Origin of the sequence: Mesorhizobium sp. M0615, assembly GCF_040320805.1 — a bacterium.
In the GTDB taxonomy this organism is placed as follows: domain Bacteria; phylum Pseudomonadota; class Alphaproteobacteria; order Rhizobiales; family Rhizobiaceae; genus Mesorhizobium.
The window spans coordinates 472,249-492,378 of record NZ_JAMYQI010000001.1 but is presented as its reverse complement, the minus strand read 5'-3'; the positions used below and the strand labels follow the sequence as shown (position 1 = coordinate 492,378).

Here is a 20,130-nt window from a genome sequence, read left to right as displayed (position 1 = left end):
GGCTGACTGACCAGAGGTCAGCCGGGGCAAAATTGCGCTCGTCGTTACAAGCTGTGCAGCGGCTCCTGTGATCCACCGGTCATTTAATCGGCCGTGCCGCTTGTTATTGTGCAGTGCAGCAACGATATTGCTGCGTGTGCGTTGTGTGCACGAGTCTGCCCATTCCGGCGCGCAAGGATACCAATTTGCGAGACATATCCGATACGATCGCCCGGCTGAGCGCGATGCGCCGCCGGCCAGCCGGTGCAGGACAGAGCAAGGAAGATCACCTGTCCGAGATAACAGGGTTCGGGTCCAATCCGGGCGCCTTGCGTGCGCGGCTTTATCTTCCTGAAAACCTGCCGAAGCAGGCGGCGCTGGTCGTGGTGCTGCATGGCTGTACCCAGACTGCCGCCGGCTACGACCATGGTTCCGGCTGGACCGAACTTGCTGCCGATCAGGGTTTTGCCGTGCTTTTCCCCGAGCAGCAGCGCGCCAACAACGCCAATCTTTGCTTCAACTGGTTCGTGCCAGGCGATATAAGCCGCGACAGCGGCGAGGCGCTGTCCATCCGCCAGATGATCGAGGCGGCGGTGGTCACTCACGGTCTCGACCGCAAGCGGATATTCGTCACCGGCCTTTCCGCTGGCGGCGCCATGGCGGCGGTGATGTTGGCGACCTACCCGGACGTGTTTGCCGGTGGCGCGATCATTGCCGGGCTTGCCTATGGCAGCGCCTCGACCATCCCCGAAGCCTTCGACCGCATGCGTGGCCATGGCGGCCCGTCCAGAAGCGACCTGCAGCGTCTTTTGCGGGAGGCCTCGCCGCACAAGGGGCCGTGGCCGAGGATTTCGGTCTGGCAGGGCTCGGCCGATACGACCGTGGTGCCTTCCAATGCCGACGCGGTGCTGGCGCAATGGCAGGGCGTGCACGGCCTCGCTCAAGCACCGACACGCACGGAAAAGGTCGACGGTCAGAGCCGAAAAGTCTGGTCCGATGGCAAAGGCCGCGACGTGGTCGAGGCATACAGCATTGCCGGCATGGGCCATGGCACACCATTGCAGGCGAGCGGCGACAATGCTCTCGGCAAAGCAGGGCCGTTCATGTTGGATGTCGGGATTTCCTCGACGCGCCACATCGCCCGTTTCTGGGGGCTGACGAAGCCAGAGGTACGACGCACGGCGAAAGCCAAGGCCGCTTCAGGCACTGCATTGCAGCCTTTCTCGCTGAAGGAAAAACCGCGAGCTGTCCGTGTCGATCCGGCCCCGGAGCCTGTCAATCCGCCAGGCGGTCCGGCGGGCGGGATTACCAAGGTCATCGAGGACGCGCTGCGGGCAGCGGGATTGATGCGCTGAGGCTGAGGCTCCCCCCGCACAAAGGACAAGGGCAAGCGCCAGCATCATTATCGCAGCAGGCCTTCGTCCTCGAACGCATCCCAGCCCTTCAGTCCGGGCGGCGGGCCATCCGTGTCCCGGGCGTTCCTCGCAGTGCGAGCCTGCCCGGTGCCCTTTCCCGCGCGCGTCAGCGCGGCCTTGCCCGCGCCGCGCCGCCTGTTCTCGGCGACCTCCTGGACATCCTGCTCTCTCCAGACGGTTGCCAGATCGCGGTCCAGGACGTCCTCGATGTGGCGCGGGTCGAAAACGTGGAAGGTGACAGACTTTGATCGCCCACGCATCTTGACGGTGCGTGTGCCGGTGCTTTGCAGCCGACCGTCCTTGAGCCATTTGTGGCGCTCGCGCGAAGAGATCGTAAGGATATCCTCGACCTCGCGTGGAAGCACAGGCAGCGCTTCCACTCCCTCCAGTGTTTTGGAGATACTGGCAGAGGCGGCCTTGAACGCTTCCGCTTCGGATCTCGACATTCGCAATGCGATGCGGCCCGTCTCGGCCTTGACGTGCTTCCTGACTGCCCATGGCAGCCGGGCTCTGACTTCACGTTCGATCCCCTTGGAGCGCGCGGCGGACCCGAGTGTCGCTGACGGCGACAACGGCCATTCGGCAATCAGTTGCGGGGACGGGCTCATGCTTTCCTGGGGCTGGGTTGGTTCGACGTTAACACGGCGAGAGCCGGTCAAGCCAAGGCAACAGCGAAAAGGGGCAGGTCCGATGAGAACCCGCCCCTTATGGCCGAATCTGAACGTCGCTTTCAGTGCGCCGACAGCACCTTCGGCCCCGCCGCCGTACGGCGACGGGGCTCGATGATCAGAGTGGGCTGGCGTTGCGCGTTCTGTCGCGCTCGGCCTCGATGTCGGTGTAGGGGTCGGCATTGGCATCGAAGCCGGTCCAGCCCCCGGCTTCATAGGCGCGTCGGCGGTCTTGCAGATCGACCGAGTTGGATTCGCCAAGAATACGCTCTGCCTCGTCGGCGAGTTCGTCGCTGACCCTGGCCGTCACCATCGTGCCACCGCGGCGAACGCCCTCCGCATAGACATGCGCATCCCTTTCGGGGACGCCTGACTCGGTCAGCGCCCCGACGATGCCACCGGCAGCGCCACCGACGACCGCGCCGCCAACGGCGCCGACCGCGGTGGCGGCCAGCCATCCTGCGGCCACGACAGGACCGACGCCAGGAATGGCCATGATGCCGAGCCCTGTCAGAAGCCCTCCGGCGCCGCCAATGACGGCTCCGAGACCGGCGCCCCCGGCTGCATCCTCGGCGGCGTTGGAAGTGTCGCCGTCGTCGTACCAGTCGTCCGAATTGTTGGCGACGATGCTGATGTCGGCCTGCGGCACGCCGATTGCCTCCAGTTCGCCGACGGCATCGGAGGCGTCATCGTAGTTGTCGAAAAGTCCGGTTACGGTTTTCATGGTCTTGATCTCCTCGATCTGGTTCAGAGGTTCAGTTGGCGCCGGCAACGACGTTGCCCTGATAATCGAGCGCCACGGTCGTGGTCTTGCCATCCTTGGTGGCCTGACCGCGCCAGATGCCCTGGTCGTCTTTGGTTAGCTTGGACACGCCGGAGAAGCCGGCATCCTGAATGCGGCTCTTGGCCTGATCCTCGGTGAAGCTGTTGGCACCCGGGACCGGGGCGGCCGGATTGGTGGTGTCGGTCGTGCTCACGGCAGGGGTGGTGGAGCTGGTGGTCGACGATGCATTGTCGGCGGAAGCGATCTTCTCGACCATTTCCTGATGCATTTTGAGCGTCGGCAAGGTCTCGGAGGCGAAGGTCTTCAACTGCGCGTTGTCGCCGTCCTTGGCATAGCTCTCGAACAGCGTGACCGCCTCCGAATGCGCATCGCGCTGCATCTGGAAATAGGGCTTGTCGACGGCATCGTTGGCATTCTGCAGAGCCTCCAGATCGGCCTTGTGCTTGGCGTCCAACTCCGTCGGCACTTTCAGCTTCTGTTCGCCGGCGATGGTCGCAAGCTTGGCGTTGGCGGCGCCGTGATCGTCGATCATCTTCTTGGCGAAATCCTTAACGCCTTGATCCTGGGCCTTGCCTTCTGCGATCTTGCTGGAATCCACTTCGAACAGGCCGCCGATGGCAGCCTTGTCGACAAAGTCCTGAGCACTGTCGGCGGCAAAGGCGGGCAGGGCGAAGACCATGGCTGTGGCGGTGGCCAGCGAAGCTAGAAGAACACGTGTTTTCATGGACAGAGATCCTCGTTGGGGCACACATCGTGCTGTGAGCCTAACCAGTGCGGCCAAGCTTTGTTCCGCCGCCCAAGCGTTATAACCGGGAGGGTCGATGCCGCGATGATGGCCCCTCATCCTCGGATTTTGCGCCTTTGCGATGTCGACGCGTGGCTCGGACGGCGACCCGCTCGATGGGCGCCTTGCAAGTCCATCGCAAAGGGAAACGAGGCCTTCGCCGCCCGCAATGAATAGTGCCCGCGGTGGCCTATCGAGGTTCAGCGATCGTTGCGTTCGAGGCGGCGCGCAACCTCTGTCTGGGCGACCTGCAGCAGCGTGTCTATTTCGAACATCGCCGCCGCATGGCCGCCGTCGCGAATGACAAGGCGGGCGCGGTGTAGCAGATCGGAGACCGTCCGCAGCGTTTCAGCATGGCTCGATCGATTCGACAAATGCGTGCCCTCCATCAGCCACAACCGTTGGATCGGGAGAGTGTTCCCAAAGTTGGCGGCCGGCCGGGTGAATGACTGTGAGCGCAGGCAGCGGAACCATCCTTGTCCGTTGGCCGTTCCCCCTGCCTCAACGAAAGGAACAGCCATGGCCGACAACGACACCCCGAAGGACACCGCGAAGGACACCCCCAAGGACACCCCGAAGATGTCCGCCCGAGAGGCCCAGGAGGCCCTGGAGAAGCAGGTCGCATCGCTGAAGCGCGAGATCAGCAAGATCAACCGGACGCTTGCCGACCGCGCAGAAGATGCCGTCGGCGAAGCCGGCGGCTGGTACGGCAGCGCGACCGAGCGCGCGGCACGGGCAACGCAGCAGCTGAGATCGCAGGCGCAGACGGTGTCCGAAGCCGTCCAGCAAAATCCCGGCACCATCAGCAGCGCTTTCGTGCTTGGCGGCATTGCCGGGTTGTTGATCGGCATGCTGCTCGGGCAAAGCCAGGAACGCGACCGAAGCTGGTTCTAGCGGCGTATCTTATGACTATTGCGCCCGCCGGCTTTGCTGGCGGGCTTTGTATGGACGCCAGATCACTGTGGCTTTGAGTGAAAAACTCCCCGCTCGGGTAAACGGGATTTGTGGTCGGCGCCGCCCGCGCGGCGCCCTCGACAGGTGAGTTGAGTTTCCCTGCCGCGGTCGTATGTTGTTGACCGTAGTGGAGGATCACAAATGCCCATTCGACGCAAAGCCACCGAGGCCGGCGTTTTGCAGCCATCCGAACTCGAGCTGTTGGGCCGTGTATTCGAGCAGCTTAAGCGCGACGGTCAGTCGCCCGAAGCACGCGACGCCATCGCATCCCGGATTATCGCGAACTATATGGCCGGCGTGGTCGACGAAGCCGAGCTCGTCAGTCTTTCGAGGCAACCGCTGGGCCGGTAGTGCGCTTTCCATTCCGGGTTCAGAAGAGTTTCAGGTCGACACATCAGAGGGATAAGGCAATGCCGACTGACCCACCGATAGAGCGACGGTCGCATATCCGTGATCTTGTTCTGAAGGAAGCGACAATCCGCGTTGGCGACGCCAGTATCAATTGTCTGGTTTGTAACCAGCACGCCCATGGCGCGGAGCTACGGGTGAAGGCCGATATCGCAATCCCCGACCGTTTCGTGCTTCACGTGCCGGTAGATCATACCAGCTATCGCGCCGTGGTGCGGTGGAGACGGAACGAGCGACTTGGGGTGCAGCTTGATTCGGGAAGGCAGGCCTAGATGGCGGTAGCGGGGACGGATCACCCAGCTGTTCAAGTGCAGGGTTGATGGGACAAGGCAGGGCTCGTTTGCGGCACGAACGCTTCCTTCCATGCCGCTTGCGATTTGCAATCAGTTGCGATAGCCTCTGACCGCTTGCATTGCAAGCGGTTGGTCCGTGGACCCACTAGGTGAAGGCGCTGCTTTTGGGCAAACTTATCTTGGGAATGAACGTTTCCATCGATGGCTATGTCGATGACCTTGCCGGAAATCTGGTCATGGGCGCACCAAGCCAGAAGCACTTCGAGTACTGGATCGAGACGATTCGCAACCATGCCGGCGCTGTGTATGGCCGCCGGATGTACGAGGTCATGCGCTATTGGGACGATGATCACGCGGAATGGGATGCTTCGCTTCGCCAGTTCGCGACACTCTGGCGCAGCTGCCCAAATGGGTCGTTTCGCGCACACTTTCACGGGTCGGCCCGAACGCCACCCTCATCTCCGGCGATATTGAAGCGCAGATTCGCGAGATCGCGGCCCGCACGGAGGGTATCCTGAGCGTTTCCGGTCCGGAACTGGCCGGTCTTATGACCGGGCTGGGCCTGATTGAGGAATATCACCTGCACGTGAGGCCGTTCGTGCTCGGCAAGGGCAAGCCTTTCTTCCACGAGGCAAGGCCTCCGCTGCAACTGGTGTCGAGCACATTGATCGATGACGATACGGTGCATATGATCTATGTGCCGCGAGGCTGAACGATAAGGCGCTTCAGCGCCAACATGCGAACCAACACGTACGTTCGCAGTGGGCCTGGTCCCGGCCTTCGCACCGAGGTCTCACATGTCAGCTTGCGTGCTGGGTACCCAAGCAGCAGAGGGTCTGCTGTCGGCCGAAAATCTGCCGGTCAGCAATGCGCCCCATGCCGGTCAAAGAGGCCTTGCCGCCGTTCCTCCATAAGCAGACATTGCAGACCTACAAGGACATCGCTTTTACGCCCGAAGCGCCGCTTCGGTTGCTCCTTCAGTGACCTGGCGGCCCAAGGGCGTCGTCCACCACCGCCCGCCCTGGTCCGCAACTCACCGTTGCCAGCGGCTCTGCTCCTGGCCTTCCCGCGATGACCGAGCGGGTAGTGAAACATCATGGTCAAGCCTGAAAAGCAAGGTCCAACCTAGCCGCCTTTCCAGGCCTGCGTCATCATCGTCCAGCAGTTCAGGATCCTGCGTGCGCCAGCCGGATCCGTCGGGTCGGCCGGCCGCACAGTTTTTTCATCCCGCTGGAACATTGGCGAAGGAATGCAGTTGGTGTCGCTGCAGATGCCGCCGCGCGGTGCCTGTGGGCGATTGGTGGCAACACCTGATCGGCCGCCGCTCCTTTACGAGGCGGCTTAGCGTGTGAGCCAATCCTGCAGCAAAGGCCTAGGGATTGGAACGACCAACAGGAGGCAGTCATGAAGCACCAGACACTCGATCAACTCCAGTCAGTCGCGGACATCAGTCCACTATCGCCGGCTCTGCTGGCTACAAGGACGCAACGGATAGAGCGGTGGGCGGAACTGCTCTATCGAAATCCGACGCGCTCCCTTGTGGCTCTCACCGGGACTGAGCATCTGCATCCCTCTGTCCGCGGAGAAGCGCGCGCGGTCGGATCGGCGATTAGTGTCGCCTTTGACGATCCACTGCTGCGTGCATCGGGCATGCAATCGGATACCTACGGGGAAGCCAGACGCTTCTTCGAACTCTCCGATTGGCAGTTGCATGAGATCGTCTGCAGTTGCCACACCGGCGCCACCATGCAGGCTGGCTGGGCCGCCGGGCGTGTCCGCAGGGTTCTCAATGGGAGCAAGATATTGGCTTGGCTGAGAAAAGGATTCATGCCGCACTGAGACACAGCGCTTGCGCCTGAAGAAGCATGCAGGCTCCAGCAGAGATTGCGTCGGCTCCGCGAAGGCATGGCTGACCTCAATGGAGTAGGGCGGCCGAGTTGCTTGCGACTTCAGAAATGACGTTCACCATTGCTTAGTGGACCTCGTCAGGGTGATCGGCAATTTCGTGAATAGCGAGTACCAGCGCCAGTTTCGACCAACCGGTCGGCAGCGCCCTCGTGACCAAGCGGGGTTACTTATCCTCGGTGCGTCACATGTGCGCTTCGTCAGCGGTATAGCCTGCCAATCCCTCCACAGCCGTTTTGACGCTGCGAAAAGCTCGAGGCGTGAGGGGGCAATTTAACCCAGGAATCCCGAAAACGGCACTTCCGCTTTCGGCCCCGAAATTGAAATTCGAGGCCCGCCCCATCACCCCGGAAAAATCGTAAACCCGCCATCCACCCGCAGCACCTGCCCGTTGATAAACCGCGCCCGCGGGCCAGCCAGAAACGCCACCGCCTCGGCGATCTCCTCCGGCTCGGCATAGCGGTTCAGCGACTTCTTGCTCGAGTCCATGCGCTCGGGATCGACCACGCGGGTCGCCTGGAAGCGTGCCGTCTTGGTGGCGCCTGGGCTGACCGCGTTGATGCGCACGCCGTCGTCGATCAGTTCCTTGGCGAGACAGCGCGTGTAATGCACGACCGCGGCCTTCAAGGTGGAGTAAACGACCTCGGGCGAGCAGCCGAGATGTGCCGCCGCGGAGGCGATGTTGATGACGGAGCCGCCGCCGCGCTGCTTCATCGGCGGCACGAAGGCTTGGCAGACCAGCATCGTGCCGATCAGATTGTTCTCGGTGAGCACGCGGATGTCGTCCAGTTCGATGTCGAGGGCGTTGTTCGGGTTCGGCTTGCCGCCCTTGGCGCCGATGTCGCCGCCGGCGCAATTGACCAGCACATGCACGTCACCGAGATCGGCCTCGATCTTGCGCTTCATCGCGGCCACCGCCTTCTGGTCGCCAATGTTGCCGGTCACCGACGTCACCTCCGTGCCGTGCCGCTTCAGGCGCTCGACCACTTCGCTCAGATTGGCGAACTCGCCATATTTGGCCGGCGCTTCCTCGTCCATGTCGTGGATCGCGACATTGGCGCCGAGTTCGGCCAGGCGCTCGGCCATCACGCGGCCGAGGCCACGGCCGGAGCCGGTTACGAAGGCGGTCAATCCATCGAGTTCACGTGCCGTCATCGGATATTCTCCATCAGTTTGCGCATGTTGGCGGCGCTGCGCCGGATCATGTCGAGCTCATAGGAAACCAGTGAGACGTCGGCTTCGCGCTCCCAAGGCGTGCGGTAGTCGGCATCGTCGGGCAGCCGGTTGCGCTGCGCGGCCGCCAGGCAGGCGGCAAATTCGCGTGCCGTCTTCTGCGGATAGCCGCGCCACCAGTCGTCGCTGAGATAGCGGACATGCCGGGCCTCCAAGGCGCCCGGTTCGAGAACGGCGGTCAGGCGATCGTGGTGCTGGCCAAGAATTGCGAACAGCTCGGCAAACGGTACCGCACCGTCGCCGATGGCGCAGCGGATCAGCCGGTAACCTTCGGTCGTGAACTGCACGCGATAATCCTTGAGGTGGACATGGCGGACATAGGGGGCGATCACCTTCGTAAAATCGAGCGGCGCTTCGCCGACCGGGAACGTGTTGCCGGTGTCGAAGGTGACGCCCACACTGTCACCACCGAGGGCGCAGAAATCGACGAGTTCCCGGCTGGTAAAGTCCTGGTGGTTTTCGATCGCAAGGACATACCCTTCGGCATTCGCGCGGGGACCCCATTCCACCAATCGCTCTCGAATGATGCCGACGTACTCGCTCCATTTTTCGCCGGCGGCGTTGCGGTCACCGCAGAGAACCGGCGTCAGCGCCGTCCGGATGATTTTGGCTTTGAGCAGGCGCGCGGCCCGAAACGCATCGTCGAGCGGCTCGCCCACCAGCAGGCCGCCGCTGACGACCGGCGCGATGCCAATACCGGCGAGCCGTTCGCGCAGCGCGATCACCGCGTCGTCGGAAAGCTCGGTCAGCCATGGCACCCAGATCTCCAGCACGCGCGCGCCGAGATCGGTCGCGAGCGCGATGAAACCATCGAGCCCCGCAGGTCTAGGATTGGCGCGTGGCGTGCCGCGGCCCTGGAGGCCGAGATGATAGGTCAGGCCGTAGGGGTTCAGGCCGACCTCGAGCATGAAGCGATCCTTTGAGTCAGGTGTGGTCATCTCAGGCCGGCATCCACGGTGATCGACTGCTTGGTGATCATGCGGCTGTCGTCGGCGGCGAGGAACAGCACCGTGCGCGCGATCTCCTCGCCGAGCAGAACCTTGCGGATCACCTGGCGCTGCACGACCTGGTCGACCGAACCTTGGGTCTTGTACCAAAGCTCCCGCTGCCGGTCGGTGATGACGGCGCCCGGCTCGATGGCGTTGACGCGGATGTTGTCGGGGCCAAACGCCCGCGCCAGCGCGAAGGTCAGCCCGACCACCGCAGCCTTGGCCGCCGCATAGGGCGCCATCTCTGACGCGCCGAAACGCCAGGCGATCGAGGAAAAATTGACGATCGAACCAAAGCCCAATTCCTGCATGTGCGGATGCACGGCCTGGGCGGCAAAGAAGTGGTGCCTGAGGTTCACATCCTGGGCGTGGTCCCAGTATTCCTGCGTCACGTCGGCGACGGAGAGGCGATTGTCGTCGGCGGCGTTGTTGACCAGCACCGCGACAGGCCCCAGGCGGTCGCGCACCGTGCCGATCGCGGCCTGCAGGGCAGAGATATCGGTCACGTCGCAGCGCAGGAACAGGGGCGGATGCGCTGCCGTGGCGGCGAGGTCGCGGGCAAGCTGCTCGCCGGCCTCCTGCTGCAGATCGAGAAACGCGACGCGCGCGCCATTGGCGCAGAAGGCGCGGACCGTGTCGGCGCCGATGCCCGACGCACCGCCGGTGATCAGCACGACACGCTCGGACAGGCTCGGATAGGTGGCGAAGGACAAGGCGGAACTCTTTTCAGATCAAGCTTCGGTCAGATCGGGTCAGATCAGATCAGGCGTTGGGTCGTCGGGTCGAACAGGCAGGCACGCGCCATGTCGATGCCGAGCGTCACCGTCTCGCCCATAAGCGGCGTGCCGTCGGGGTCGAAACGGCCGGTGATCTCCTTGCCGCCCAGGCGCAGGACGGCCATGGTCTCCGCGCCTGTCGGCTCGACCAGTTCGACCACTGCATCGATCTGCGCGATGCCCGGCTTGCGGCGCGCGAGGTCGGGATCGAAGCGGTAGATGTGCTCGGGACGGATGCCGAGCACAAGCTGTCGCGGCGTGTCGGATGGGAGCGCCTGGACGATCGGCAGGCTGGCCGTCTTGCCGTCGGCGGTCTGCAGGACGACAGTCGGGCGGCCGTCTTCCTGGTTCAGTTCCGCGGCCAAAAAATTCATCGCCGGCGACCCCATGAAGCCGGCGACGAACATGTTGGCCGGACGGTTGTAGATCGTGGCGGGATCGTCGAATTGCTGGACCTCGCCCTGATGCATCACGGCGATGCGCGACGCCAGCGTCATCGCCTCGACCTGGTCGTGGGTGACGTAGACGGTGGTCTTGCCGACGCGGTGATGCAGCTTCTTGATTTCGGTGCGCATGTCGACGCGCAGCTTGGCATCGAGATTGGAGAGCGGCTCGTCGAACAGGAACAGTTTGGGATCGCGAACCAGCGCCCGGCCCATGGCGACGCGCTGGCGCTGGCCGCCCGAGAGCTGTCCGGGCTTGCGGCCAAGCAACGGCTCGATCTGCAGGAAGGCAGCAACTCGACTGACGGCCTCGTCCTGCTGCGGCTTCGGGACGCGGCGGCTTTCCATGCCGAAGGTGATGTTCTCGCGCACCGTCATCGTCGGGTAGAGCGCGTAGGACTGGAACACCATGGCGATGTCGCGGTCCTTCGGCGGCACCGAATTGACCAGCCGCCCGTCGATGCGGATCTCGCCGGAGGTAACGGTTTCAAGCCCGGCGATCATCGCCAGCAGAGTGGACTTGCCGCAGCCGGAGGGTCCGACCAGCGCGATGAACTCGCCGTCCTGCGCCTCGAGATCGACGCCCTTCAGCACCTCGACCGCACCGTAGTTCTTGCGCAGCGATCGGATGGTCAATGTCGACATGCGATGCCCTTCACTTGATCGCGCCTCATTTGATGGCACCTTGCGTCAGGCCGCGCACAAAATACTTGCCGCCGAAGAGATAGATCAGCAGCGGCGGCAGCGCGCCGATCAGCACGGCGGCGCTCATGACATCGTAGGCGCGCACATTGGTGCCGCTTGCCGTCAGCGCGACGAGCGCTGCCGTGATCGGCTGTTGCTGCCCGGAGGTGAAGACGACGCCGAACAGATATTCGTTCCAGATGCCGGTGAACTGCCAGATCACCGTGACGATCAGGATCGGTGAGGAGAGCGGCAGAATGATCTTGCGGAAGATGCGCCAGAAGCCGGCGCCGTCGATGCGCGCCGCCTTGATCAGGTCGTCGGGGATGCTGACGTAGTAGTTGCGGCAAAACAAAGTGGTGAACGAAATGCCCTGGATGACGTGGATGAGGACGAGCCCGTAGACCGAATTGCTGAGGCCGAGATTGCCGAGGATGAACGCCCACGGCATCAACGAAATCTGGCCCGGAATGAAGACGCCGAGCAGCATGCAGGTGAACAAAGCTTCCGAACCCCTGAAGCGCCATTTCGACAGGATGTAACCGTTCATCGCGCCGACCGCCGTCGAGATGATCGTGGCCGGGATCGTCATCTTCAGGGAGTTGTAGAAGTTGCGCTGCATGCCCTCGCAGGTGCCGCCGATGCAATAGGTGCTCCAGGCCTGGCCCCAGGCATCGAGGCGGAAGCTGCGCGGCAGCGAGATCAACCCGTTGCGCGCGATCTCCTGCTGGTCGCGGAATGAATTCAGCACCACCACCAGCAACGGGACCAGGTAGATCGCCGCGAAGACGACCAGCAGCCCATAGATGGCGAAGCGGGTGAGAAAATGCCGGCGCGACGCGACTGCGGCAGCGCGACGGTCGAGCGACTGGTCCAGGGAGACGTCAGCCATGGCCGGCTTCCTTGCGCCGGCGCCAGACCACCCAGAATGAATAGGGCACCAGCACCACGGCAACAGCGGCAAGCATCATGATGGCGGCGGCCGCACCTTCGCCGATCTGGCCGCGTTGGAACATCAGGTCATAGACGTAGATGGCGGGGAAGGTGGTCGAGATCCCCGGGCCGCCTTTGGTCAGGGCCGCCACGAGGTCGAAGGTCTTGATGGCGAACTGGATCTGGATGACGGCGACGGCCAGGAAGATCGGCGCAATGGTTGGCAGAAGCACCTTGCGATAGATGCGGAACGTCGATGCGCCGTCGATCTGCGCGGCCTTGACGAGGTCCTGATCCACCGAGCGCAGGCCGGCCAGGAACAGCGCCATGGCAAAGCCCGAGGCCTGCCAGACACCGGTGATGATCACCGCGTAGATCGCATAGTGCCGGTCGCTGGCGAGTGCGAAACTGAAGCTCGCCCAGCCGAAACCGCGCACCATGGCCTGGATGCCGTCGGTCGGATTGTAGAGCCAGCTCCAGACCGTGCCGGTGACGATGAAGGAGACGGCCAGCGGATAGAGGAAGATCGTGCGCCAGGCCGCTTCGCCGCGCACGCGCTGGTCGATCAGGATCGCCAGCAGCAGTCCCACCGCCATCGAGCCGACGATGTAGAAAGCGCTGAAGAAAAACAGGTTGTTGTAGGCGATGTTCCAGCGCCGGTTCGCCCACAGCGACGAGTAGTTGTCCAGGCCGACGAAGCCGTAGGTCGGCAGCAGCGAGGAGTTGGACAGCGAGATATAGAGCGTCCAGCCGGTGAACACGAAGACGTAGACGAAGCTCGCCACGAGAGAGGGGCCGAGCACCAGCAAGGGCATCGCGGAGCCCAGCCGCTCGCGCCAGGGGCGGGCGGGCGCCGGTACCGACAGGATCAGGTCGTGATTTGACATTCAGAGCACGGAGATTGGCAGAGCACAGGACTGGCGGAGCGCGGGACCGGGATGGCGGACGGCCGGGTGCGGATGGCGCCCGGCCATTCCCGTCTATTTCTGTGCTTCCGCCGCGTCGGCCATCGCATTGGCGCCATCCTCGGGCGACATGTCCGGCGTCGCCACGAACTCGGTAATCGAGTCCATGATCGCGCCGCGCATCTTCTGCGGGATTGTCATGTTGTGCGCCATCGAGCGGACCAGCGTGCCCTCCTTGATCGAAGCCTGCAGATCCTTCTGCGAGAGCTGCTGGCACGGATTGAAGCCCTTCGACAGATCGATATCCAGGCGTGCGGGGATCGAGCCCTTGGCCTGGTTGAAGACCGTCTGGAAGTCGGGCGACAGGATCAGGCTGGCCAGCAGCTTCTGGCCGTCGATGTAATCCTGGTCCTTCTGCTTGAAGAACACGACCGAGTCCGAGTTGAGGATGAAGCCGGGTTTGCCCCAATCGGTCGGCGCCTGGGCGCAGACATAGTCGGTGCCTTCCTTGAAGCCAGCGGCGGTCAAAAGGCCGATCGTCCAGTCGCCCATGATGTGGAACGCCGCGTCGCCCTTGCCGACGAGCGCCGACATCGAATCCCAGTCGCGGCCGACCATGCCCGGATCCATGTACTTGCTCGTCATCAGGCGCATCTGCGTGAAGGCCTTGACCATCCCCGGGCTGCGCATGGACTCGACATCGCCTTGGACGAAGGCCTTGCGGTAGAGATCGATGTCCTGGCCGTAGAGCACGACCTCGAACACCGTCGAATCCGTCCAGTCGGCGGTCGAATGCGAGATGCAGATCTTGCCTGTGGCGACGATCTTGTCGCAGGCCGCATTGAACTCGGCCCAGGTCTTCGGCATTTCCGCCACGCCGGCCGTCTGCATGACCTTGGGCGAGGCCCAGAGCCAGTTGATGCGGTGGATGTTCATGGGCGCGGCGACCCATTTGCCGGTCGGCTTCATCACCGGAAGCAATTCCGGCGCCACCACTTTCTCCCACCCTTCCGAGGCCGCCAACTCGTCGAGATCGGCGGTCATGCCGGTCTCGTTCCATTCGGCGATCTCAGGGCCCTTGAGCTGCACGGCAGGCGGGGCATTGCCGGCAATCACGTCGGCGCGCAGCTTGGCCAGCGTATTGGCGGTGTGGCCGGCGATCGAGGTCTGTTCCCATTTGCCGCCCTTGGCCGTGAACATCTCGCCGAGCTTGGCGATCGCCTGGGCGTCCGATCCGGTCGCCCATTGGTGCAAAAGGTTGGTCTTGGGCTCGGCGAAGGCTGTTCCGGCGAAAAATGTGCACGCAGCAGCGGCCGCAAGCGCGGTCATGACGGACTTCATCGTTTCACTCCCATATCGTGTTGCACGGTTCGTCTCGACCGCTTATGGCCGCGGTTTGAAGCCGCCGCCAGCGAGATGCGTCAATCTCGAGTTCTTTCCAAGATGACATATTGGAGCTATCAGTCAACGATGTTTATGTTGAGCCATGACAAAACCTTCGCTTAGAACCTGGCTGATCGACAGACCCTCCGCGTCGCCGGAGAGCATGATCGTGCGCTGCCTGAGCGAGCGCGGCGCACTCTCCGCGTTGCAGATCGCACGCGCCACCGGCCTGGCGCGCTCGACGGTGTCAACCGCGCTTAACGGCTTGAAAAAGTCTGGAATGGTGATCGAAGCCCCGACCAGCCGCGACGGCATCAGAGGCATCGGCAGGCCAGCCGCGGCGGTGACGCTCAATCCGACAGCGGGCACCTGCGTCGGCATTCACCTGGCTCTTCAGCAGATACGGCTCATCGTCGCCGATGTCTCGCATTCCGTCATTGCCGAACAAAATATTCCAATGGCGCTGGACTACCAGCCGCAACAGGCGGCCCAGGCGGTCAAATCGGCAATTGCCCAATCTTACAGGGAAAACGGTCTGCCGGTGACGGGGCTCCTGGGGGTTGGTGTCTCCGTCTCCGGCCCTGTCAGCCGCGATGGAGTTGTGCTGCGCGCCAGCATGGTTCCAACATGGGCCGGCGTCAACATACGAGATGTGTTTGGACCCGTTCTGGAACAGCCGATCTTCGCCGACAACGAGAGCAACTGCGCGGCCATTGCCGAGCTGATGTGGGGTGCGGCCGTCGGCCAGGACGATTTCGTGCTGTTCAAGATCGATCTGGGTGTCGGCGGGGCCATTGTCCAGCATGGCCGGCTGGTGACGGGCGTCGCCGGCGGCGCCGGCGAATTCGGGCACATCAGCATCGATCCCGGCGGCGACCTTTGCCGATGCGGCAATCGCGGCTGCCTGGAGCTCTACGCGAGTTTTACCCGGCCGCTGGAACAGATTTCGCGTGTCGTTGGGCGGCAAGTCACCATGGACGATGTCATCGCCATGGCCGAGCAGGGCGACGTCAGGGCGTTGCGGATGATCGAGGATACCGCCGAGATCGCCGGCCGGGGTCTCGGCCTGATCGGCTCGGTGCTCAATCCGCCGCTCATCATCATCGGCGGCCACATGGCTTTGGCAGGGGACATTCTGTTGACGCCGCTGATCGCGTCCTATGAACGCCATACGCTGATCAAGTCCCGCGATGTCGCTCCCGCCCTGCGCACGCGCATCATCGTTGGCAAGCACACCGAGAACGATGCCTTGCTGGGCGCGGTCGGCCTCGTTTTGAGACACCAGACGAAGGAACTGTCGCTGGGGTGATCGTCAGGACCAGCCTGTGCTTGTTCAAGTCAATTGCATGTGTCCGCAGCCTTGAGCGCTTCGGCGCGAAACGATTTGGGCAAATCCGCGATCCGCCGGACAGAAGCGTAAAACCTTGGATAGTCGCCCGAACACAGGTCGAACAAGCGAAGAAAGGCCGGAACCTGTTCACCGTAGACGGCAGTCGCGGCGAGCTTTGCGTTGTTGATCGGGGCAGCGAAACAGGCGTCGTATCCCCGGTATCCCGCCCAGTGCTTGTCGCGCATCTGCCTGTAGCGCGCCCGCATCCTCTCGATCGCGGCCGCCTTGGCAGTCGCCATCTGCTCCGGGGTACGGGGACTACCATAGACCTGCCTTAGCTCGTCGCGCGTCCTCGCCACCAGCCCGAGAAAATCGGCGCTGCGTTTGCGATCGGCTTCGTAGCGGCGCAATCCGGCCCGGTCGCCGGCGGCGCGCAGCCATTTCCTGACGCCGCTGGTTTCGACGGTAACGGCGAATGCCTCGTTGAATGCGGAATCGCCATCCACATAAAGCCGCTGATGCGCCAGTTCATGAAAAACAAGGCTTGCGAGATAGGTGTCGTCCTGACGCAGCATGGTGCTCAGCAGCGGGTCACTCGACCAGCCAAGCGTGGAATAGGCGGTGACGCCCGAGACATAGACGTCGAGGCCTTGTCTTTGAAGCTCGACAGCGCTTTCAGCCGCGGATTTCCGGGAGAAGTAACCCCGGTATGGAACGCAGCCGAAGACCGGAAAGCACCATGTTTGTGGCGCGAGCGAGAATTGCGGCGCGGCAAAAACGGCCCAGGTCACGGCGTCGCGATGGATGTCGACATAGCTGCGGTAGCTGCTGTTCTCGGGCAATGCCAGTTCATCCGTCGCAAACCGTCTTATCGCGCTCGCCAACGTCAATTTCGCGCGCAATGCCTCGGGCGTCGAAGGGTCAAGGATGAGTTTCCCGACATTCCTGCGCGCGGCCATGATCTGCGCGTGACCCTGCAACGACTGCGCGTAGTAGGAAATGCTCGTGCAGCCGGTCGCCCCGGACGCCATGATCGCCGCGGCAAGCATCCGAAGAACGCGCTTCACTGTTTGCCCACCCTTGCCCATCTCCCCATGCAGCAAACGTCCTGGTCACCCTCAAACAGGAGGCACCGGTTTCCGTCAAGAGCTGCAGGGTAGGGGGCGACACCGACCTGGGCAGGGCGATGCGGCCATTCGCCTACGATTGACGAAAGGCCGCCGCAGGGCGGAGCGAGCGAGATACGGACCGTCCGGAGGCGCGGTTCCCCCAAGCTGCCGCGCGCTACTGGTCCGAAAACTTCACGCTCACGCCGCGCTGGCGAAAATAAGCCTGCATCAACTTACGGCCCGAGCGGTTGTTCTGCGCCAATTTGGCCGGATCGAACACCGCCTGTTTTGCGCCCTCTCGTGTCAGCGCGGCCTTGAGCGTCGCGATATGGGCGTCGATGTCGGCATTGTCCGCCCGCAGCGAGGCATAGATACTTTCGGTCGCTTCGGCCACAGTCGGTTCGCTCACAGATGTCGTCCTTTGGTTGGTTGGGCGGCGGCTTTACCACAGATTTGCGGCTCCGACGATATCGACTGAACCGTCAGAGCACAGCACCCAGGGCGCAAAACCGTAAAACGTATGTATTCGGCCCTGCTAAACATTGCCCGGCAGGCGAATGGGTCTAACTATCGCTAGGAAACGGGGGGAATCACGTGGCTGCCAATCGTCGAAACGACATCTCATCGTCCGAGCGAGGGCTAGGACGGATTCTTGCGGCAGGCAATGCCCATCCGCGCACAACTCTGCCTACCGTGGCAACCATCGTCACGACAGTAGCTGCGCTATATTTCGGTCGTGAGGTGTTCCTTCCCATTGCCATCGCGCTGCTTTTGACCTTTGCGCTGGTGCCGATGGTCTCCGCACTGAAGCGTGTCGGCTTGCCTCGGCTGCCCGCAGTGCTTCTGAGCGTGATTGGCGCGTTCGCGGCCCTGGGCCTGTTCAGCTTCATTGTTGCGACCCAGGTAAGCGAGCTTGCTCAGAACATTTCCGTCTACCAGACAAACATTCTGACCAAGGTGCGTTCCCTCAAGGAGACGGGCGTTGGTGGCGGCATAATTGCCAGGCTGAGCGGGGTGATCGAGCGCGTCGGTCAGGAGATCGACAAGCAGGATGTGGCGCCGCCTGCGGCCGACAAGCCCCGGCGCGAGCCCGTACCGGTCGAGATCGTCGCCCGCGAGAGACCTCTGGAGGTATTGCAGAACATCATCGGACCGTTGATCAGCCCGCTGGCATCAGCTGGCCTGATCATCATCGTCGTCATCTTCATGTTGCTTGAGCGCGAGGATCTGCGCGACCGGTTTATCCGCCTCGTCGGCTATGGCGACCTCCATCGCACAACGCAGGCATTGCAGGATGCCGGCAAACGGGTTGGCCGTTATCTGATCATGCAATTGGTGGTCAACATCGTCTACGCGATACCAATCGCAATTGGCCTTTGGGTGCTCGGCATTCCCAACGCGCTGCTGTGGGGGTTGCTGGCACTGGCGCTGCGCTTCGTTCCTTATATCGGCCCTGTTATCGGCATGCTGCTGCCCTTGTTTCTGGCCTTGGCGGTTGCGCCCGGCTGGTCGCTGGTGCTGTGGACCGCCGCACTGTTTGTCGTCATGGAATTGTTAACCGGCAACGTCATCGAACCGTGGCTCTATGGCTCGCGCACGGGACTTTCTCCTTTGGCAATCATCGTTGCGGCAATTTTCTGGACATGGTTGTGGGGGCCCCTCGGCCTGGTCCTTTCGACGCCGCTGACAGTTTGCCTCGTCGTCCTCGGGCGACATGTTCCGCAGTTCGAATTTCTCGACGTCCTGTTTGGCAACGAGCCCGTCCTTGAAGCTCACGCCCGGCTCTATCAACGGCTCCTGGCCGGCGATCCCGACGAGGCAACTGACCATGCCGAGGAGATCCTCGAGGAGAAGTACCTGATCGATTTCTACGACACGGTCGCCATTCCTGCTCTCCTGTTGGGCGAGCAGGACCGCATGCGTGGCGTGATGGGCGATCAACAGCGAAGGCAGGTGGCGGCGAGCGCCCAAATTCTTGTGGCAAATCTTGCCGACGATGCACAGGAAGAGGCAAGCGAGGAAGATGCGCCGACAACCACCGCGGAAGGGAGCGCGAGCAGGGAAACAGATGGCGTCGAAGAGGAAGAGATCGAGCTGCCCGACGGCAAGGACATGTCGGTGCTTTGTGCCGGCGGTCGCGGCGAACTCGACGATGCCGCTGCCGCCATGCTCGCTCAGGTGCTGGAGGTGCAAGGTGCTACGGTGGCGAAGGCCAGTTTTGTCGATATGGAGCCGGCAGGTATTCGTCGTCTCGAACTAGAGGCGATCGACACCGTCGTGGTCGGTTTCCTGAACCGGGATTCGCTCAAGCATGCCCGCTTTCTGGTCCGGAGACTGAAGCGCGCCAAGGCAGGTTTGAGAATTGGGATTGTGTTCTGGTCAGACGCGGAGCAGGGCGATGTCGGGCAAGAAAGGCAAGCTTTGGCCGCCGACATCAGCGCCGATTTCGTAGCCCACGGCATGGTCAACGCTGTGCTTGGCGCACTTTCTCCAGCGCCAGCCGTTCCCCTCAAAGTCGTTTCGAAACGCCGCGACCGACGCCGTCCGGCCCCTCGAAAACGGGCCCCGGCCCAGGCGACGGCCGCAACAGCCTAGCCGCACCGCCATGTTTCAGATTTCCGCGCCGGCGCTGAAATGTCTGGTGCGACGGCAAGATCGTCCCCACTCGCAAACCATGGAACAATCTCGCGGCCTTGCGGTTCCTAACGTCGAAGGAGACCCCCCATGCTTAGATTCCTTATCCGCCTCGGCGCGATCTATGCGGCGTTCCAGATCGGCCGGGAGTTCGGCCGCAAGGAGACCGAAGTCGTGCTCCTGCCGCCGCCCGTTGACTACGAGCGGCACCCGACGTCAAGAAACGAAACCGAGTTCGGAGAGACATAGGACCGCTCAATCTGTCTGGTCGATCTGGCCCATGCTGGCGCCGTCCTGCGGGGGGCGCATTATCATGCGAACGGACCGGCCACTTGGCTGTGCCAGGATCGATCCTCGCAACGCAATAGTTGAGCCGTTATCTCTGCCGTTCAAACGCGGCACAGCGAGGTTGACCGTGCGTCGAGGAATGAGTCTCTCTCAGATCTTGGCGTTGAGCCGATGGAGAAGGCATGATCAGCACGGGCAAGCACGACCCTAAGAAAGTGGAAGGGTATGAAGCA

Annotated in this window: 21 protein-coding genes and 1 pseudogene; 9 read left to right on the top strand and 13 right to left on the bottom strand. The window is 62.7% G+C overall.

Annotated elements, in window-relative coordinates; translation table 11 throughout:
* Positions 1-185: 185 nt before the first annotated feature.
* The gene (locus NKI46_RS02430) at positions 186-1,334 is read left to right on the top strand and encodes an extracellular catalytic domain type 1 short-chain-length polyhydroxyalkanoate depolymerase (protein WP_352460741.1); all 1,149 of its coding nucleotides are present in this window, start codon (positions 186-188) and stop codon (positions 1,332-1,334) included.
* Between the two features lie 47 nt (positions 1,335-1,381).
* On the opposite strand, the gene NKI46_RS02425 is transcribed toward NKI46_RS02430, so the two are convergent.
* The 4 genes from NKI46_RS02425 to NKI46_RS02410 form a co-directional block, all read right to left on the bottom strand.
* Positions 1,382-2,002: a hypothetical protein gene (locus tag NKI46_RS02425; RefSeq protein ID WP_352460740.1), complete on the bottom strand. Its 621-nt coding sequence runs from the start codon at positions 2,000-2,002 to the stop codon at positions 1,382-1,384.
* Between the two features lie 178 nt (positions 2,003-2,180).
* On the bottom strand, positions 2,181-2,786 hold the full coding sequence (locus NKI46_RS02420) for a general stress protein (RefSeq protein WP_023704148.1): 606 nt from the start codon (positions 2,784-2,786) through the stop codon (positions 2,181-2,183).
* Positions 2,787-2,817: 31 nt separating this feature from the next.
* A complete protein-coding gene (locus tag NKI46_RS02415) occupies positions 2,818-3,570 on the bottom strand; it encodes a DUF4142 domain-containing protein (protein WP_352460739.1) in 753 nt (250 codons plus the stop codon).
* A 260-nt stretch (positions 3,571-3,830) separates the two neighbouring features.
* Positions 3,831-4,151, bottom strand: coding sequence for a hypothetical protein (locus NKI46_RS02410; protein WP_352460738.1), 321 nt, complete (start codon positions 4,149-4,151; stop codon positions 3,831-3,833).
* Between NKI46_RS02410 and NKI46_RS02405 the strand changes: the two genes are divergently transcribed.
* The 5 genes and pseudogenes from NKI46_RS02405 (at position 4,150) to NKI46_RS02385 (ending at position 7,124) form a co-directional block, all read left to right on the top strand.
* Positions 4,150-4,524: a hypothetical protein gene (locus NKI46_RS02405; RefSeq protein ID WP_023833641.1), complete on the top strand. Its 375-nt coding sequence runs from the start codon at positions 4,150-4,152 to the stop codon at positions 4,522-4,524. The genes NKI46_RS02410 and NKI46_RS02405 overlap by 2 nt on opposite strands.
* A 201-nt stretch (positions 4,525-4,725) precedes the next feature.
* Entirely contained in the window at positions 4,726-4,935 is a 210-nt protein-coding gene (locus NKI46_RS02400) for a hypothetical protein (protein WP_023671091.1), read from the top strand.
* Positions 4,936-4,994: 59 nt separating this feature from the next.
* Positions 4,995-5,264 (top strand): PilZ domain-containing protein, encoded by a 270-nt coding sequence (locus NKI46_RS02395; protein ID WP_081725353.1) that lies wholly within the window; start codon positions 4,995-4,997, stop codon positions 5,262-5,264.
* A 185-nt stretch (positions 5,265-5,449) separates the two neighbouring features.
* Positions 5,450-5,997: pseudogene (locus NKI46_RS02390) on the top strand (dihydrofolate reductase family protein).
* Positions 5,998-6,689: 692 nt separating this feature from the next.
* Positions 6,690-7,124 (top strand): hypothetical protein, encoded by a 435-nt coding sequence (locus NKI46_RS02385; RefSeq protein WP_023671095.1) that lies wholly within the window; start codon positions 6,690-6,692, stop codon positions 7,122-7,124.
* Between the two features lie 408 nt (positions 7,125-7,532).
* Here NKI46_RS02385 and NKI46_RS02380 read toward each other — a convergent pair whose 3' ends face one another.
* The 7 genes from NKI46_RS02380 to NKI46_RS02350 all read right to left on the bottom strand — a co-directional run bounded on the left by NKI46_RS02380 (position 7,533) and on the right by NKI46_RS02350 (position 14,494).
* A complete protein-coding gene (locus tag NKI46_RS02380; RefSeq protein ID WP_352461146.1) occupies positions 7,533-8,345 on the bottom strand; it encodes an SDR family NAD(P)-dependent oxidoreductase in 813 nt (270 codons plus the stop codon).
* Positions 8,342-9,331: a sugar phosphate isomerase/epimerase family protein gene (locus NKI46_RS02375; RefSeq protein WP_352562641.1), complete on the bottom strand. Its 990-nt coding sequence runs from the start codon at positions 9,329-9,331 to the stop codon at positions 8,342-8,344. The genes NKI46_RS02380 and NKI46_RS02375 overlap by 4 nt, the downstream gene beginning before the upstream one ends.
* Positions 9,332-9,357: 26 nt before the next feature.
* Complete coding sequence (locus NKI46_RS02370) at positions 9,358-10,125, bottom strand: SDR family NAD(P)-dependent oxidoreductase (RefSeq protein WP_023737595.1); 768 nt, start codon at positions 10,123-10,125, stop codon at positions 9,358-9,360.
* 44 nt (positions 10,126-10,169) lie between these two features.
* Positions 10,170-11,276 (bottom strand): ABC transporter ATP-binding protein, encoded by a 1,107-nt coding sequence (locus tag NKI46_RS02365; RefSeq protein WP_352461144.1) that lies wholly within the window; start codon positions 11,274-11,276, stop codon positions 10,170-10,172.
* A gap of 25 nt (positions 11,277-11,301) precedes the next feature.
* On the bottom strand, positions 11,302-12,207 hold the full coding sequence (locus NKI46_RS02360) for a carbohydrate ABC transporter permease (protein WP_023671100.1): 906 nt from the start codon (positions 12,205-12,207) through the stop codon (positions 11,302-11,304).
* Entirely contained in the window at positions 12,200-13,135 is a 936-nt protein-coding gene (locus NKI46_RS02355; protein ID WP_352461143.1) for a carbohydrate ABC transporter permease, read from the bottom strand. Before NKI46_RS02355 ends, NKI46_RS02360 begins: the two co-directional genes overlap by 8 nt.
* Positions 13,136-13,228: 93 nt before the next feature.
* Complete coding sequence (locus tag NKI46_RS02350) at positions 13,229-14,494, bottom strand: ABC transporter substrate-binding protein (RefSeq protein WP_023737597.1); 1,266 nt, start codon at positions 14,492-14,494, stop codon at positions 13,229-13,231.
* A 145-nt stretch (positions 14,495-14,639) separates the two neighbouring features.
* Here NKI46_RS02350 and NKI46_RS02345 point away from each other — a divergent pair, with 145 nt between their 5' ends.
* Positions 14,640-15,845 (top strand): ROK family transcriptional regulator, encoded by a 1,206-nt coding sequence (locus tag NKI46_RS02345; RefSeq protein ID WP_352744542.1) that lies wholly within the window; start codon positions 14,640-14,642, stop codon positions 15,843-15,845.
* Between the two features lie 29 nt (positions 15,846-15,874).
* On the opposite strand, the gene NKI46_RS02340 is transcribed toward NKI46_RS02345, so the two are convergent.
* Together NKI46_RS02340 and NKI46_RS02335 are read right to left on the bottom strand one after the other, a co-directional pair.
* A complete protein-coding gene (locus tag NKI46_RS02340; protein ID WP_352744539.1) occupies positions 15,875-16,915 on the bottom strand; it encodes an aminopeptidase in 1,041 nt (346 codons plus the stop codon).
* A gap of 235 nt (positions 16,916-17,150) precedes the next feature.
* Positions 17,151-17,384 (bottom strand): hypothetical protein, encoded by a 234-nt coding sequence (locus NKI46_RS02335; RefSeq protein ID WP_023686482.1) that lies wholly within the window; start codon positions 17,382-17,384, stop codon positions 17,151-17,153.
* Between the two features lie 185 nt (positions 17,385-17,569).
* Between NKI46_RS02335 and NKI46_RS02330 the strand changes: the two genes are divergently transcribed.
* Both NKI46_RS02330 and NKI46_RS02325 read left to right on the top strand, forming a co-directional pair.
* Positions 17,570-19,570: an AI-2E family transporter gene (locus NKI46_RS02330; protein WP_023737600.1), complete on the top strand. Its 2,001-nt coding sequence runs from the start codon at positions 17,570-17,572 to the stop codon at positions 19,568-19,570.
* 129 nt (positions 19,571-19,699) lie between these two features.
* Positions 19,700-19,858, top strand: a complete 159-nt coding sequence (locus tag NKI46_RS02325; protein WP_023726519.1) for a hypothetical protein — start codon at positions 19,700-19,702, stop codon at positions 19,856-19,858.
* Positions 19,859-20,130: the final 272 nt, after the last annotated feature.

Excerpts from the sequence above, each read along its gene's own strand:
- NKI46_RS02425 (WP_352460740.1), bottom strand. The coding sequence starts at position 2,002 with ATGAGCCCGTCCCCGCAACTGATTGCCGAATGGCCGTTGTCGCCGTCA.
- NKI46_RS02420 (WP_023704148.1), bottom strand. The coding sequence starts at position 2,786 with ATGAAAACCGTAACCGGACTTTTCGACAACTACGATGACGCCTCCGAT.
- NKI46_RS02415 (WP_352460739.1), bottom strand. The coding sequence starts at position 3,570 with ATGAAAACACGTGTTCTTCTAGCTTCGCTGGCCACCGCCACAGCCATG.
- NKI46_RS02405 (WP_023833641.1), top strand. The coding sequence starts at position 4,150 with ATGGCCGACAACGACACCCCGAAGGACACCGCGAAGGACACCCCCAAG.
- NKI46_RS02410 (WP_352460738.1), bottom strand. The coding sequence starts at position 4,151 with ATGGCTGTTCCTTTCGTTGAGGCAGGGGGAACGGCCAACGGACAAGGA.
- NKI46_RS02400 (WP_023671091.1), top strand. The coding sequence starts at position 4,726 with ATGCCCATTCGACGCAAAGCCACCGAGGCCGGCGTTTTGCAGCCATCC.
- NKI46_RS02395 (WP_081725353.1), top strand. The coding sequence starts at position 4,995 with ATGCCGACTGACCCACCGATAGAGCGACGGTCGCATATCCGTGATCTT.
- NKI46_RS02385 (WP_023671095.1), top strand. The coding sequence starts at position 6,690 with ATGAAGCACCAGACACTCGATCAACTCCAGTCAGTCGCGGACATCAGT.
- NKI46_RS02380 (WP_352461146.1), bottom strand. The coding sequence starts at position 8,345 with ATGACGGCACGTGAACTCGATGGATTGACCGCCTTCGTAACCGGCTCC.
- NKI46_RS02375 (WP_352562641.1), bottom strand. The coding sequence starts at position 9,331 with ATGCTCGAGGTCGGCCTGAACCCCTACGGCCTGACCTATCATCTCGGC.
- NKI46_RS02365 (WP_352461144.1), bottom strand. The coding sequence starts at position 11,276 with ATGTCGACATTGACCATCCGATCGCTGCGCAAGAACTACGGTGCGGTC.
- NKI46_RS02360 (WP_023671100.1), bottom strand. The coding sequence starts at position 12,207 with ATGGCTGACGTCTCCCTGGACCAGTCGCTCGACCGTCGCGCTGCCGCA.
- NKI46_RS02355 (WP_352461143.1), bottom strand. The coding sequence starts at position 13,135 with ATGTCAAATCACGACCTGATCCTGTCGGTACCGGCGCCCGCCCGCCCC.
- NKI46_RS02350 (WP_023737597.1), bottom strand. The coding sequence starts at position 14,494 with ATGAAGTCCGTCATGACCGCGCTTGCGGCCGCTGCTGCGTGCACATTT.
- NKI46_RS02345 (WP_352744542.1), top strand. The coding sequence starts at position 14,640 with ATGACAAAACCTTCGCTTAGAACCTGGCTGATCGACAGACCCTCCGCG.
- NKI46_RS02340 (WP_352744539.1), bottom strand. The coding sequence starts at position 16,915 with ATGCTTGCCGCGGCGATCATGGCGTCCGGGGCGACCGGCTGCACGAGC.
- NKI46_RS02325 (WP_023726519.1), top strand. The coding sequence starts at position 19,700 with ATGCTTAGATTCCTTATCCGCCTCGGCGCGATCTATGCGGCGTTCCAG.